At 71.6% G+C, this 13927-nt stretch carries 12 protein-coding genes; 4 read left to right on the plus strand and 8 right to left on the minus strand.

Going from position 1 to position 13927, the window contains the following annotated elements:
• The first annotated feature begins 2 nt into the window (after positions 1-2).
• Positions 3-779 carry an IclR family transcriptional regulator gene (locus FHX82_RS14980; RefSeq protein ID WP_145938144.1) on the plus strand — a complete coding sequence of 259 codons (777 nt, stop codon included), beginning with the start codon at positions 3-5 and terminating at the stop codon, positions 777-779.
• On the opposite strand, the gene FHX82_RS14985 is transcribed toward FHX82_RS14980, so the two are convergent.
• Positions 776-1555, minus strand: a complete 780-nt coding sequence (locus FHX82_RS14985; protein WP_145938143.1) for a hypothetical protein — start codon at positions 1553-1555, stop codon at positions 776-778. The genes FHX82_RS14980 and FHX82_RS14985 overlap by 4 nt on opposite strands.
• Complete coding sequence (ftsY, locus tag FHX82_RS14990) at positions 1556-2842, minus strand: signal recognition particle-docking protein FtsY (protein ID WP_145938142.1); 1287 nt, start codon at positions 2840-2842, stop codon at positions 1556-1558. It abuts the gene before it with no gap.
• A gap of 139 nt (positions 2843-2981) precedes the next feature.
• Here ftsY and FHX82_RS14995 point away from each other — a divergent pair, with 139 nt between their 5' ends.
• Together FHX82_RS14995 and FHX82_RS15000 are read left to right on the plus strand one after the other, a co-directional pair.
• Positions 2982-4154, plus strand: a complete 1173-nt coding sequence (locus tag FHX82_RS14995) for an anhydro-N-acetylmuramic acid kinase (RefSeq protein WP_145938141.1) — start codon at positions 2982-2984, stop codon at positions 4152-4154.
• Positions 4155-4163: 9 nt separating this feature from the next.
• Positions 4164-5702, plus strand: coding sequence for a sodium:solute symporter (locus FHX82_RS15000; protein WP_145938140.1), 1539 nt, complete (start codon positions 4164-4166; stop codon positions 5700-5702).
• On the opposite strand, the gene FHX82_RS15005 is transcribed toward FHX82_RS15000, so the two are convergent.
• Entirely contained in the window at positions 5703-5843 is a 141-nt protein-coding gene (locus FHX82_RS15005; protein WP_183176634.1) for a hypothetical protein, read from the minus strand.
• A 161-nt stretch (positions 5844-6004) separates the two neighbouring features.
• Here FHX82_RS15005 and FHX82_RS15010 point away from each other — a divergent pair, with 161 nt between their 5' ends.
• Positions 6005-6427 (plus strand): DUF6292 family protein, encoded by a 423-nt coding sequence (locus tag FHX82_RS15010; RefSeq protein ID WP_221215917.1) that lies wholly within the window; start codon positions 6005-6007, stop codon positions 6425-6427.
• Here FHX82_RS15010 and FHX82_RS15015 read toward each other — a convergent pair.
• The 5 genes from FHX82_RS15015 to FHX82_RS15035 all read right to left on the minus strand — a co-directional run bounded on the left by FHX82_RS15015 (position 6408) and on the right by FHX82_RS15035 (position 13863).
• A complete protein-coding gene (locus FHX82_RS15015; RefSeq protein WP_229880914.1) occupies positions 6408-8918 on the minus strand; it encodes a glycoside hydrolase family 172 protein in 2511 nt (836 codons plus the stop codon). The genes FHX82_RS15010 and FHX82_RS15015 overlap by 20 nt on opposite strands.
• A 151-nt stretch (positions 8919-9069) precedes the next feature.
• On the minus strand, positions 9070-12672 hold the full coding sequence (gene smc, locus FHX82_RS15020) for a chromosome segregation protein SMC (RefSeq protein WP_145938139.1): 3603 nt from the start codon (positions 12670-12672) through the stop codon (positions 9070-9072).
• Between the two features lie 133 nt (positions 12673-12805).
• The gene (locus FHX82_RS15025; RefSeq protein WP_145938138.1) at positions 12806-13093 is read right to left on the minus strand and encodes an acylphosphatase; all 288 of its coding nucleotides are present in this window, start codon (positions 13091-13093) and stop codon (positions 12806-12808) included.
• Positions 13094-13281: 188 nt separating this feature from the next.
• The gene (locus FHX82_RS15030) at positions 13282-13521 is read right to left on the minus strand and encodes a hypothetical protein (protein WP_145938137.1); all 240 of its coding nucleotides are present in this window, start codon (positions 13519-13521) and stop codon (positions 13282-13284) included.
• Positions 13522-13617: 96 nt separating this feature from the next.
• On the minus strand, positions 13618-13863 hold the full coding sequence (locus FHX82_RS15035; RefSeq protein ID WP_145938136.1) for a hypothetical protein: 246 nt from the start codon (positions 13861-13863) through the stop codon (positions 13618-13620).
• Positions 13864-13927: the final 64 nt, after the last annotated feature.

The following is a 13927-nucleotide window of genomic DNA, read 5'->3' on the forward strand; positions in this document are numbered from 1 at the left end:
GGGTGGCCGAGGAGAAGACGGGCCGGGACGGCGGCGTCCAGTCGCTGCGCCGCGCCTTCGAGCTGCTGGAACGGCTGGCGGACACGGGCGGCGAGGCCAGCCTGTCCGAGCTGGCGGCGACGTCGGGCCTGCCGATGCCGACCATCCACCGGCTGATCCGCACCCTCGTGGCGCTGGGGTACGTGCGGCAGAACACCAACCGCCGGTACGCGCTGGGGGCCCGGCTCATCCGGTTGGGTGAGAACGCGAGTATGCAGTTCGGCACGTGGGCGCGGCCGCTGCTCGCGGAGCTGGTGGACGAGGTCGGCGAGACGGCGAACCTGGCGGTGCTGGAGCGCGACGAGGTGGTGTACGTGGCGCAGGTGCCGTCGAAGCACTCGATGCGGATGTTCACCGAGGTCGGGCGCCGGGTGCTGCCGCACGGCACGGGCGTCGGCAAGGCGATCCTGTCGCAGCTGCCGCCGGACGACGTGCGGGCGCTGCTGGACCGGACGGGGATGCCGTCGTACACCGAGCACACTGTGACCGACCCCGAGGAGCTGCTGCGCCACCTCGCCACGATCGCCCGTCAGGGTTACGCCGTGGACGAAAGCGAGCAGGAACTGGGCGTCCGCTGCGTGGCGGCGCCGCTCACGGGCACCCCGGCACCCGCCGCGGTGTCGGTGTCGGGCCCGGAGGGCCGCCTGACGAAGGAGGCGGTGTCCCGCATCGCCCCGGCGGTCCAGCGCGTGGCGGAGACCCTGTCGGCGCACCTGTCGAGCGAGGACCTGAGCGCCTAGCTTTCGCGCCGGCTCACGGTGAGCAGGAGCGGGGTGCCGACTCCCCGCCGAGCGCTCAGGTCGGCGAGGAAACCGCCCAGCCAGCCGATCGCGTCGAGCGACCATTCGGCGAGCGTGCCGCCGAACGTCACGCGGTGCCCGGGCCGCCAGAGGTGGTCGGGCAGGGGTGGCGCCGGCGGCGGCCCTGGGTCCACCGAGGGCTCGCACACGAACACGTCCTGGTCCAGCCGGTCCATCTCCTCGCGCAACCGCGCGGGCGACTGCCTCCCGTCGAGGGTCACCAGTACGGGTGTACCGGACCGGGGACCACCGTCATCGAACCAGGCGGCGGTGCGCAGCGACGGCATCCGGGCGGCTTCGGGCCGGGCCGCGGTGTCCAGCGCCTGCACGGGCAACAGCACCTGCACCGTCCACAGCCGCAGGTCGCCGAGGCGCGCCAGCACGTCGCCGGCGCAGCGGAGGAACGGCTGCACGGGCAGCGGCCGGTCGCCGGGAACCGGCTCGACGCCCACCTGGAACCACGCGACCAGCGACGAGCCGGGAACGGCGAGCGGGTGCTCCCGCCCGGCGTCGTTCATACCCCACAGGCCCGCCACCCCGTCGTCGAGCCACCCCATGGCCAGCGCCCTGTCGTGGAACCGGATGTAGACGTCGCGGTCCGGGTCCGGGTTGTTCCCCGGGTGGGGCAGCAGCTGCCCGTACAGCGCGGCGAACAGGGTGCCCCCGGCCCGGCGGAAACCGCCCACCCGGCCGGGGCGGGCTTCTTCCCGGCTCATTCAGCCCAGCAGCGCGTCCACGAACGCCTCCGGTTCGAAGGGCGCCAGGTCGTCCGGGCCTTCGCCCAGGCCGACCAGCTTCACCGGGACCCCGAGCTCCCGCTGGACCTGGAACACGATGCCACCCTTGGCGGTGCCATCCAGTTTGGTCAGCACGATGCCGGTGACGTCGATGACCTCCCGGAACACGCGCGCCTGCGCGAGACCGTTCTGCCCCGTCGTGGCGTCGAGGACCAGCAGCACCTCGTCCACCTTGGCCTGCTTCTCGACCACCCGCTTGACCTTGCCCAGCTCGTCCATCAGGCCGGTCTTGGTGTGCAGCCGCCCGGCGGTGTCGATCAGCACGGCGTCCACGCCGGCCTCCACGCCCCGCTTGACCGCGTCGAACGCGACCGCTGCCGGGTCCGCGCCCTCCTTGCCCCGCACGACCTCCGCGCCCACGCGCTCGGCCCACGTCTGCAGCTGGTCGGCCGCCGCCGCGCGGAACGTGTCCGCCGCGCCCAGCACGACCTGGCTCTCCTGCGCCACGAGCACGCGCGCGAGCTTGCCCGTCGTGGTGGTCTTGCCGGTGCCGTTCACACCCGCGACCAGCACCACCGCGGGCTGCTTCTGCCCGTCCACCGTGTGCGGCAGCGCCCGCACCGCCCGCGGCGCCTCCGTCCGCAGCGCGTCGGTCAGCACCTCGCGCAGCAGCGTCCGCGCCTCCTCCGGCGTCCGGACACCGCGCGTCGAGATCTCCGACCGCAGCCGGTCCACGATCTCCGTCGTCGTCGCCGCGCCCAGGTCCGCGACCAGCAGCGTGTCCTCGACGTCCTGCCACGAGTCCTCGTCCAGGTCACCCGCCCCGAGCAGGCCCAGCAGGCTCTGCCCGAACATCGACCGCGACTTCGACAGCCGCCCGCGCAGCCGCTCCATCCGCCCGGCCGCCGGCGCGATCTCCTCCCGCGCGACCGGCTCCTCAGGAGCCTCGGGCGGCAGCTTGACGTCCACAATGCCGCGCCGCGGCGCGTCACGCGGCACCGACGCGTCATCGCCGACTCCCGGCTGCCCGTCGACCTCGGTCCGCTCGCCCGCGGGGTGCGGTGGTGCTTCCTCGCCACCGGGCGCCAGCGCTATCCCGCCGCCCGCCTGGTAGCTCCCGCCTCTCGGCTTCGTCTCCCGCTCGACGCGCTCGGACTCGCGCAGGTTGATCCGCCGCCTGCGCGCCACGGTCAGGCCGGTGACCAGCGCGATCGCCAGCAGTACGACGACTACCAGGATGATCCAGAACCAGAGGTTGCTCGACACGTCGTCATCCTCGCATCCATCCGGGCAGCGGGGGGAACGACCTGGGTTTCCCCACGTCTCATCTACCGGAAACTCGGTTCGGACAAGAATTCACGACGTGTCTTGCGAACAGGAAAGTAAAGGACTAGACCACTCCACCATGGGAGAGCGCGTGGCCGGCCTGCTGTCCGGCACCTCGGTCGACGGGATCGACGTGGCGGTCGCCGACCTGCGCCTGAACGGCGAGGAGGTCGTGCTGACCCCGGCCGGCTTCCTCGAAGTCCCCTACCCCGCCGGGCTGCGCGAGGACCTGCTCGCCGCCCTGCCGCCCGCCAGGACCACCGCCGAGCAGCTCACCAAGCTGGACACCCGCGTCGGGCAGGCGTTCGCCGAGGCCGTGCAGCAGGGGCTCGACCGGTTCGGCCCGGCGGACCTCGTCGCGTCCCTCGGCCAGACCGTCTTCCACTGGGTCGAGGACGGCCGCGCCCGCGGCACGCTCCAGCTCGGCCGGCCCGCGTGGATCGCCGAACGCACCGGACTGCCCGTGGTCGCGGACCTGCGGGCCCGTGATGTCGCGGCCGGCGGTCACGGCGCCCCGCTCGCCAGCACTCTCGACCGGCTGTGGCTGCGTGAGCTGGCCGAATCCACCGGGCGACCGGCAGTGGCGCTCAACATCGGCGGCATCGCCAACGTCACCGTCGTCCAGCCGGACGGCGAAGCCATCGCCTACGACACCGGCCCGGGCAACGCGCTGCTCGACCTCGCCGCGTTGCGCACGACGGGCCGCCCACGCGACGAGAACGGCGAACTCGCCTCGAAGGGCCGCGTCGACGAAGACCTCCTGCGCCGTCTGCTCGCCGAGCCGTACTACGCCGCCGCGCCCCCGAAGTCCACCGGCAAGGAGCTGTTCCACTCCGCCTACCTCGACGACGTCCTCGCCACGACGGCGCCCGAGGATCTACTCGCGACCCTCACCGAGCTGACCGCCCACACGATCGCCGCTGCCTGCCGCGACGCCGGAACAGTCGTCGCCTCCGGCGGCGGCGTCGAGAACCCGGCGCTCATGCGCGCCCTGTCGGCCAAACTGCGCGCCCGCCTCCTCACCAGCGACGACCTGGGCCTGCCCCGCGCCGCGAAGGAGGCGTACCTGACGGCGCTGCTCGGCTGGCTGACGTGGCACGGCCTGCCCGCGAACGTGCCGAGCGCCACCGGCGCCCGCGGCCTCCGCCTGCTCGGCAGCATCACGCCTGGTGCCGCACCTCTGACCCTGCCCCCACCACACCCCGTGGCCGTCACCCGTCTGCGGGTAGCGACCGGCGGGCCCGAAGAGTAGGAGAGACGAATGCATCCCGTGGACCTGGCGATCATCGTCGTGTACCTGGCCGCGATGCCGGCCGTGGGCGTGCTGGTGGGGCGGCGGCAGCGCTCGGCCGCGGACTACTTCATCGGCGAGCGCAGCCTGCCGTGGTGGGCGGTGTGCTTCTCGATCGTGGCCACGGAGACCTCGACGCTGACGGTGATCAGCACGCCGGGACTGATCTGGGCGGCGTCGGGCAGCTACAACGGGCTGACGTACCTGCAGCTGCCGTTCGGCTACATCATCGGCCGCACGCTCGTGTCGTTCGTGCTGCTGCCGCGGTACTTCAAGGGCAGGCAGTCGACGGCGTACCAGTACCTCGGCGAGCGGTTCGGCTCGGTGATGCAGGGGGTCTCGTCGATCGCGTTCATCGTCACGCGGCTGCTGGCCGAGGGCGTGCGGCTGTTCGCGGGCGCCATCCCGATCCAGGTGATCCTCACCCACTACGGGCTGCACACGCAGTACTGGCAGATCGTGGTGGTGCTCACCGCGCTCACCGTGATCTACGCGCTGGTCGGCGGGATCAAGGCCGTGGTGTGGGTCGACGTCATCCAGCTGACCGTCTACGTAGGCGCGGCGGTCGTCGCGGCGATCGTGCTGGCCACGAAGCTGCCGTCCGGCTGGGCCTCCCGCGCCTCCGACGCCGGGATCTTCCGCGTGTTCGACTTCAACTTCGACGGGCTGCACCTGCTGACGAGCCAGTACGCGTTCCTCACCGCCGTGGTCGGCGGCGCGATCTTCACGATGGCCTCGCACGGCACCGACCAGCTGATCGTGCAGCGGTTCCTGGCGTGTCGCAGCATCGCCGACGGCCGCAAGGCGCTGATCGGCAGCGGGATCGCCGTGACCATCCAGTTCGCGCTGTTCCTGCTGATCGGCGCGATGCTGTGGGCGCACAACGGGTTCCGCAACCTCAAGGAGCTGGGCGTCAAGAGCAGCGACGACATCTTCACGAACTTCATCACCAGCGAGCTGCCGGTCGGCGTGGCGGGCCTGCTGATCGCCGCGATCCTGGCGTCCACGATGGGCGCGCTCGCCTCCGCGCTGAACGCACTGTCGAACTCCACCGTGGCCGACCTGTACGAGCGCTTCACCAAGCGCAAGCCGGAGGACTCGAAGCTGCTGCGGCACGGTCGCATCTGGACACTCGTGTGGGCCGTGGTGTTCGCGGTGTTCGGCTCGCTGTTCTCCAGCCGCAACAACCCGGTGATCGAGCAGGGCCTGTCGATCACGGGTTACACCTACGGCGCGATGCTGGGCGCGTTCTTCCTCGGGCTGATGATCAAACGCGCGCGGCAGCTGGACGCGGTGATCGCGTTCGTCGTGACCGTCGCGGTGATGGCCGTGGTGGTGCTGGCGGTGAAGATCCCGCCGGCGCCGGGCGCGAAGCCCGTGGTGCTCGCGTTCCCGTGGTACACGCTGCTCGGGGTGCTGATCACGCTGCTGGTCGGCGGGCTGCTCTCGCTGCGGCACCGGTCACCGGCGCCCTCGGCGAAGCCGGAGGTCAGCAGCCCGGCCGCGTGATCAGCGCGCGTCGGAGCGCTGCGGCACCTCGAACGGCGCGTTGAGGTCCTCGCCCTGGTTCGGGATCTTGGGGTAGGTGACCGGCTCGTCGGCGTCGGGGTGGCTGAACAGGGACTGAGCGGTGGTACGGGGTGTAGTCATGTACTTCCTTCGTGCGATGAGAGAAACCGGGGCGAGGCCCGGGAGAGAGAGGGGCACCCGCTGGTAAGAAGCGGCGAGCCGCGGCGGTCGGAACGACCGCCTGACCCCAGCCTACGCGCTTCCGGCGCCGATGGGGGGACGTACTCCTAAGGTGGGTTGTCATGGACCGCCAAACCGACGCCACCCACTCCCTCGGGCAGGGGCTCGCCGGGTACCTCCGTGCCATCGCCACCGCGCTCGACCTCCCCGAGCAGGGCACCAGCTTCGAGATCAGCGACACCGCCACCGCCTACATCGCGCTGCGGCGCGGGGCGCGGCGGCCGGGCGAGGACCTCATGCTGGTGTGGAGCGAGAGCAGCGGGTGGGCGCTGGCCGTGGAGACCGATCCCCGCGAGACGCCCGAGGTGCTCGCGCACCTGGGTGGCGACGACGCGGTACCGGCGCCGGAACGAGTGGCCCGGTTCGTCCGCGACGTGCTCGCGGACCGGTGGGACACCAGGGCCCGGCCGGTGTTCGCCGTGTCCGGTAACCGGCCGGCCCTGGCGGAGAGCCTGGCGCCCTACGTCAGTCCGCCGCAGGCGTGAGGGTCTGCGAGAACACCGAGTACCGGGCGCCGGACCAGGCGGGCGCGCCCGCCACCGGTTCCAGCCGCACCTGCACCGAGGAGTGGCCCGCGGTCGCCCACGTCGGCAGGTCGAAGGAGTCCTCCAGCCAGCGCGAGTAGCCGTTGCCGAGCGGCTGGTACCACTCCCCCACCGGTTTGCCGTCCACGAACACCGCCGCCCGCTGGAAGGCGTTGGCCTGGTCGGAGATCCGCCGCAGCCGCACGCCCTGGTTGTCCTGCGCGACGCGGGCGGTGAAGGTGACCGGCGCCGTGGTCGCCGTGACCGTGCCGGTGACCGGGGTCCGGTCGGCCTTGCCCTCGAACGTCGAGGTCAGCGTGGTCATCGTCTCGCCGGGCGCGGTGTAGCCGTGCGCGGCGCGGGAGGCGGCGTCGGCCACGTCCACCACGTCCGACGGCGTCAGCGACGGGTCGGCCTGGCCGTACCAGTAGGCCGTCGAGCTGTACTCGGCGGGCATCTGCGACCGGTTGCCGTGCTCGATGTCGAACTCCACGCCGTTGCCGAACGGCACCGCGTCGGCCATCAGCAGGCGGTACGCGTTGAGGCACACGTACTGGCAGCCGTCGGTCCCGTTCTCGTGGCTCACCAGCCCCGCCTGCGGCATCGCGTACGGCACGCCCTCGACGAAACCGTCCCGCGCGTCCTGGAAGTACCAGCCGGACTCGTAGAAGTCCTCCGAACCCGTGCCGTACTCCAGCGGGCTCTGCGAACCGTCCGGGTACACGCGCTCGTCGCCTTCGAGGAAGTTCATCTGGTGCACCGGGCCGGGCGGGATGTGCCCGCGCATGGTGGTGGTGATGCCGTAGAACAGGCCGCGCCCCTGGGTGTTCAGGAACGTCCAGTCCTGCCCCGGCACGGTGTTCCCGCGGTCCTGGGTCGCGTGGAAGTACCCGAGGTCGCCACGAGCCAGACCGTCCACAACGGACCCGTCGCGCGCCCACGTCACCGCGAGGCTCCCCGCCGTGACGGGCACCTGCGAGGTGTTCACCAACTCGACTACCGCCCGCTGCCGGTACGGCATCGGCCACCACGACGTGAACGCGCCGTTGTCGGTGGTGTCGATCGAGTGCAGGAGCGTGCGCGAGGCATACTTGCCGAGACCGGAGCCGAAGAACTCGCCGACCGGAGCGTCCACAGTGGTCTGGCCGTCGAAGCTGATCCGCAGCCGCAGCCCGTCGAGGACCGCGTCGGAGGCCGCGACCCGCCCGGCGTCGGAGGCGTACCGGAACTGCTGCAGCCCGGCCCACGTCTGGCCCGTGATCCGGTAGCCGTGCACGGCCTCGTCACTGGGGTGGTTCGGGCCGAGGTCCATGATGTCGGTGCGCACCCACTGGCCGCCGACCAGGCTGTGGATCTCGTACCGGAACTCGTTGACGTCCAGGTCCGAGGACTCGAACTCGTTCGCCAGCTGCAGCGACGAGCGGTGCGCGGTGAGCGCCGCGGGCAGCTCGATCGTCTGCTCGGCCCAGGTGCCGGGCTGCGACGCGCCGTTGCTCCACTCCCCCGCCGGCGTCCCGTTCACGCTCAGGGTGGCCCGCTGGTTGCCGATCCCCGCGTCGTAGCGGCGGGTGACGCGCACGCCCTGGTTCAGCGGGGAAATGGCCGCGGTGAAAGCGCTTTCCCCGTTGGCGAAGGCGCGGCCGTCGTCGTAGACCGCGGGCGCGGCGACCACCTGCGGCAGCCGCAGCGAGAGTTCGTCGAGCTGCCCGGGGCCGCTCACCGGCACGGTCATCGCGGCGCCCGGGGCGAGCGTGACGCCCGCCTGCTCGGTGCGGCTGCCCGGCGCGGCGGGCTTCGGGTCGCGCACGCCGTAACCCCGCAGGCGCTGGATCACGTCGAGCGCCTTGTCGTTCGGGTCGAACGTGCGCACGCCCGTCGCGTCGGCGAACTGGCGGTACGCCACGTGGTAGAAGTGCGGGTTGTTCTCCGTGGTGATCCGCATCGAGTGCGTGTACGGCATCGGCACCTTGATCACCGCGCCGCCCATCGTGTCCGCCGAGTTCCCGACCAGCGGCCACACGAACGGCGCGCCCGTCGCCCCGTCCACGATGTCCTGCACCGAACCGTGCAGCACCGTGCGGCCGTCCAGCTCCACCTTGATCTGCCCGATCGGCGCGACGGAGTCCGACAGGTAGGTGAACCAGATCGACGACACCTCCCCCGCCGTGTGCGATTCGGCGATCACGCAGCCGTCGTCGTCGTGGCGGAGGCAGGAATAGGTGCCGTTGAACCCGTCGTCGTTGTCGCCGGTCCGGTCGAAACTCGAAAACTGTTTCATCTGTTCGCCCGGCCGCAGCTGGGCCAGCGCGGAGAGCGAGCGGTAGGTGTCCCAGCCGACCGGCCCCTTGGGCGGGCCGAACGGCACGGTGGCCGAAGCATGCCAGGGAACGAGCAGGGCGAAGGCGAGGACGACAGCGGTGACCAGGCTTTTTCTGTGCACGACAGTGGGCACGGCGGGGACTCCTGCGGGGCGGGGATGAGACGAGAAATCGATTACCGAGGTTAAGCCAGCGTTAACTTCGCCGTCTAGCGCCACCCGGGTGGTATGGACCAGCACGCAGCGTGATTACCCGTGAAAAACTTTTCACGCGGTATCGATCGGGCTAATTCGCCGAAACGGCTTCGACTTTTTCCTCCCGCAGCCGCTGCGAAATCACCTTCGTGATTCCGTCGCCCTGCATGCTCACGCCGTACAGCGCGTCCGCGATTTCCATCGTCGGCTTCTGGTGCGTGATGATGATCAGCTGCGACGAGTCGCGCAGCTGCTCCAGCAGGCCGATCAGCCGCCGCATGTTGGTGTCGTCCAGCGCGGCCTCGACCTCGTCCATCACGTAGAACGGCGAGGGGCGGGCGCGGAAGATCGCGACCAGCATGCCCACCGCCACCAGCGACTTCTCGCCACCGGACAGCAGCGACAGCCGCTTGACCTTCTTGCCCGGCGGGCGCGCCTCGACGTCCACGCCCGTGGCGAGCATGTCGTCCGGCTCTGTCAGCACCATGCGGCCTTCTCCGCCGGGGAACAGCACGGAGAACACGGTCTCGAATTCGCGGGCGACGTCCCAGTAGGCGGACGTGAAGACCTCCAGGATCTTGTCGTCCACCTCCTTGATGACCGTCAGCAGGTCCTTTCGCGTCGCCTTGAGGTCTTCGAGCTGCGTGGAAAGGAACTTGTAGCGCTCCTCCAGCGCGGCGAACTCCTCCAGCGCCAGCGGGTTGACCTTGCCCAGCATGGACAGGTCCTTCTCCGCGCGCTTCGCCCGCCGCTCCTGCGTCGCCCGGTCGTACGGGATCGGCGGCGGCGCCGTCACCGACTCGCCGCGCTCGCGCGCCTCCTCGTACTCGGCCATCTCCCCGGCGCTCGGCGGCACCGGCACATCCGGCCCGTACTCGGAAACCAGGTCCTCCAGGCCGATGCCGAAGTCCTCGCCGATCTTGCTCTCCAGCTGCTCCAGCCGAAGCCGCTGCTCCGCCCGCAGCACCTCGTCGCGGTGCACGGCGTCGGTCAGCTTCTCCAGCTCGCCGGTCAGCTCGCGGACGCGGCTGCGAACCTGGGCCAGCGCGGTCTCCCGGCCCTGCCGGGCCGCCTGCACCTCGTCGCGCTCGGCCGCCGCCCGCTGCACCGACTGCTCGATGCGCTCCAGCGCCAGCTCACCGGCGTCGACGACCGCCGACGCGATCGCGGCACCCTTCGCCCGCGACGCCCGTGCGCGCTCGGCGCGCTCCCGCGCCTGCTGCTCCGCGTACGCGGCACGGCGCAGCGACTCCGCGCGGCCCGCGATACCCCGCGCCCGCTCCTCGGCCGTGCGCAGCGCGAGCCGCGCCTCGACCTCCTCCTGCCGGACGAGGGCCAGCTGCTCGGCCATCTCGTCGCGCTCGCTGGTGTCCGGGTCCTCGTCCACCGCTTCCTCGGCGACGGCGGAGAGCCGTTCCTCCAGCTCGGCGAGCTTCTCGACCGCTTCCTGCCTGCTGTTCTCGACCTTCGCCCGCTGCTGGTGCAGGCGCGTCACCTCGGCCTCGGCCGAACGCGCGGCCTGCTGCAGCCGGTTGAGCCGCTCCGACGAACGCGCCTTGCGGACCTTCGCCTCGCCCAGCGCGTCCTTGGCCTGCCCGACCTCCTCGCGGCGGGCCTGCTGCTCGGCGCGGGCGCCCTCCAGCTCGGCGGCGGTGCGCTCCAGCAGCCGTTCCGCCGCGAGCAGCCTGTCCTGCGCCTCGTCGACCGCGGCCTGCACCTCGATGACGCTCTCGCTGCGCGAGGAACCGCCGACCGCCCAGTGCGAGCCGAAGACGTCGCCCTCGGTGGTCACCGTGCTGACGTCCGGGTGCACGGCCACCACCCGGCGCGCACTGTCCAGATCGGACACCACCGCGACGCGCTCCAGCGCGCGTTCCACCGCCGGGCGCAACGCCTCCGGCGCCGTGACGACCTCACGCGCCCAGCGCGCACCGTCCGGAAGCGACGGCCACGACGTGGTGTCCACTGTGTACTGCTGGCCGCCGAGCAGCACGCCCGCACGGCCGGAGTCGTTGTCCTTCAGGTACTTCAGCGCGGCCAGTGCGTCTTCCCCGCCCTGCACGGCGACCGCGTCGGCGACCGGGCCGAGCGCCGCGGCGAGCGCGACCTCGTAACCGGGCTCGACGGTCAGCAGCGCGGCGACCGACCCGAGCAGACCGGGCAGCTGGTCGGCCGCGCCCAGCAGCGCACCCGCGCCGTCCTTGCGGCGCAGCCCCATCGACAGCGCGTCGACGCGCGCCTTCTCCGAAGCGATCTCGCGCTCGGTGGCACGCTCGGCCTTGACCAGCTCTTCGACGCGGGCCTTGGCTGCGTTGTTCGCCTCCACCGCGCGGTCGTGGCGGGCCTGCAGCTCCGCGTCGTCGGACTCCTCGACACCGCCCTCGGCCTTGGCCTCCTCCAGCTCCTCCACGGCGATCTCGGCGCGCGCGGCGGCCTCGTCGATCGCGGTGGTGAGGCGGTCGATCTCGTCGGCGGTGGCGCCGTTCTTGCTGCGCAGCGCCTCGACCTGACCGGTGAGCTTCGCCAGCCCCTCGCGGCGGTCGGCGATCGCCCGCACCGCCGCCATGTGCGCGCGCTCGGCGGCCTGCACGGCGTGCTCCAGCTGCTCGCGGCGCTGCACGGCCTCCGAGAGGATCGAGCGCGCCTGCGCGACGGCTTCGTTCAGCTCCTCCTCGCGCATCGCGACCTGCTCGGCCTCGGCGAGCAGCTCCTCGGGGTCGCGGCCGCTCTGGTGCGTCTCGACGTCGGCCGACAGGTGCCGCTGCTTCTCGACGGCCAGCCGGACGGTGCCGCGCAGGCGCTCGGCGAGCGCCGACAGCTTGTACCAGGTGTCCTGCGTCTGGTTCAGCCGCGGCGCGTCCTCCGCCAGCAACGCTTCGAGCTGGTTCTCCTCGGCGCTGACCATCTCCAGCGCCTGCTCGACCTCGGCGCGGCGGGCGCGGGCGGTGGCCTCGTCCGCCTCTTCCCTGGCGATGGCCTCGCGCTGGGTCACCAGGTCGTCGGCGAGCAGGCGCAGGCGCGCGTCCCGCAGCTCGGCCTGCACCGTCTGGGCCTTGCGGGCGATCTCGGCCTGCTTGCCCAGCGGCTTGAGCTGGCGGCGCAGCTCCGCGGTCAGGTCACCGAGGCGGTCGAGGTTGCCCTGCATCGCGGTGAGCTTGCGCAGCGCCTTTTCCTTGCGCTTGCGGTGCTTGAGCACGCCCGCGGCCTCTTCGATGAACGCGCGGCGCTCCTCGGGCTTCGACTCCAGGATCTGCGACAGCTGGCCCTGGCCGACGATGACGTGCATCTCGCGGCCGATACCGGAGTCCGACAGCAGTTCCTGGATGTCCAGCAGGCGGCACGAGCTGCCGTTGATCTCGTACTCGCTCGCCCCGTCGCGGAACATGCGGCGCGTGATGGAGACCTCGGAGTACTCGATCGGCAGCGCGCCGTCGGCGTTGTCGATGGTCAGCGTCACCTCGGCGCGGCCGAGCGGGGCGCGGCCCGCGGTGCCGGCGAAGATGACGTCCTCCATCTTGCCGCCACGCAGGTCCTTCGCCCCCTGCGTGCCCATGACCCAGCGCAACGCGTCGAGCACGTTGGACTTGCCCGAGCCGTTCGGCCCGACGACGCACGTGATGCCGGGTTCGAACCGCAGGGTGGTCGCCGAGGCGAAGGACTTGAAGCCCTTCAGCGTCAGACTCTTCAGATGCACGTGGCGGGGACCCCTCCGGTGCTGCGAACCTCTGCCGGTCGGTTGAGTCTACCGAGGCCGGGTTCGCGACTGCGGGAGGCGCGGCCGGGGCCCGGCGTGGCGCTTCCCAGTGGTCACACCAGCCCCGTTGGCCTCACTTCTCGACAAACCCGGCCAGCCCGCCCTGCGGCGGCGACCAGTGCTCGATCACCTGATCCACACTTCCGGGTGAGGACGGCGACCGGAGCAGCGAGAGGAGCTGCTGACAGTGTTCTTCTGCACCCTCCGCGATCACCTCCACCCGCCCGTCCGGCAGGTTCCGCGCGCTGCCGACCAGCTCCAGCTCCAGCGCGCGGCACCGGGTCCACCAGCGGAAACCGACACCCTGCACCCGGCCGCTCACCCACGCGGTGAGGCGCGCCACGTCCTTTTCCCCGCTCATGACCCCCATGGTGCCCCATAAACTTGGTTGCGGAGGGTGAACGGTGCGCACCGAGCCGCTCGCACACCGTTAACCAACGGTGCTAACCTCCCCGTCGGGTCCACCGCCTGGGCTACTCCGCCCGGGCAACAACAGGCGAAAATCCTCAGCAAGGAGCCACCCATGGCCCATTCCGGGTCACGATCGAGTCAGCGCGCCGAAGTCGCGCCGCCCCGCGACTCCTCGTCCCGCTCGAAGCGGAACGGGTACGTGCTGCTGGCGGTCAGCGGTGTCGTCCTCGCGACGGCGTTCGGTGGCCTCGCCCAGCTGTCCTCGTCCTCGACGAACACCGCGAGCGGTGACTTTCCGGGCGGGAACGCCAACTCGGCGTCCGGGCCGCAGCTGATCCCGGGCAACCCCGTGCCGGGCACCACCACGGTGAACGGCACGGCCCAGCCCGACCCGGCGACGTCCCCGACGGCGGTCGTCAGCGTCGGGCCGGACGGGAAGCCGGTGGTGACGATCCTGCCGGCGCCGGGGTCCGGTCAGAAGCCGGTCGTGCTGGCGCCGGGGACGCCGATTCCAGCGGGGACGTACATTCCGCCGGGGACGCAGATCCCGCCGTCGAACCCGGTGACGCCTTCGGATCCCGGGAAGGACGACCCGCCGCCGACGTCCTCGCATTCCAAGCCGCCGTCATCCACGCCGCCGTCGAGTTCGCAGTCGACGCCGCCCAGTTCGGAGTCGTCCACGCCGCCTGACTCGACGCCGCCGTCCAGTGAATCGAGCACTCCGCCGAGTTCTTCGACCGGGGATTCCGGTGGGGCGTCTACTACGCCTAGTGGGCAGTGACGC

The sequence above is a fragment of the Amycolatopsis bartoniae genome (genome assembly GCF_014191255.1).
Classification (GTDB): Bacteria; Actinomycetota; Actinomycetes; order Mycobacteriales; family Pseudonocardiaceae; genus Amycolatopsis_E; species Amycolatopsis_E bartoniae.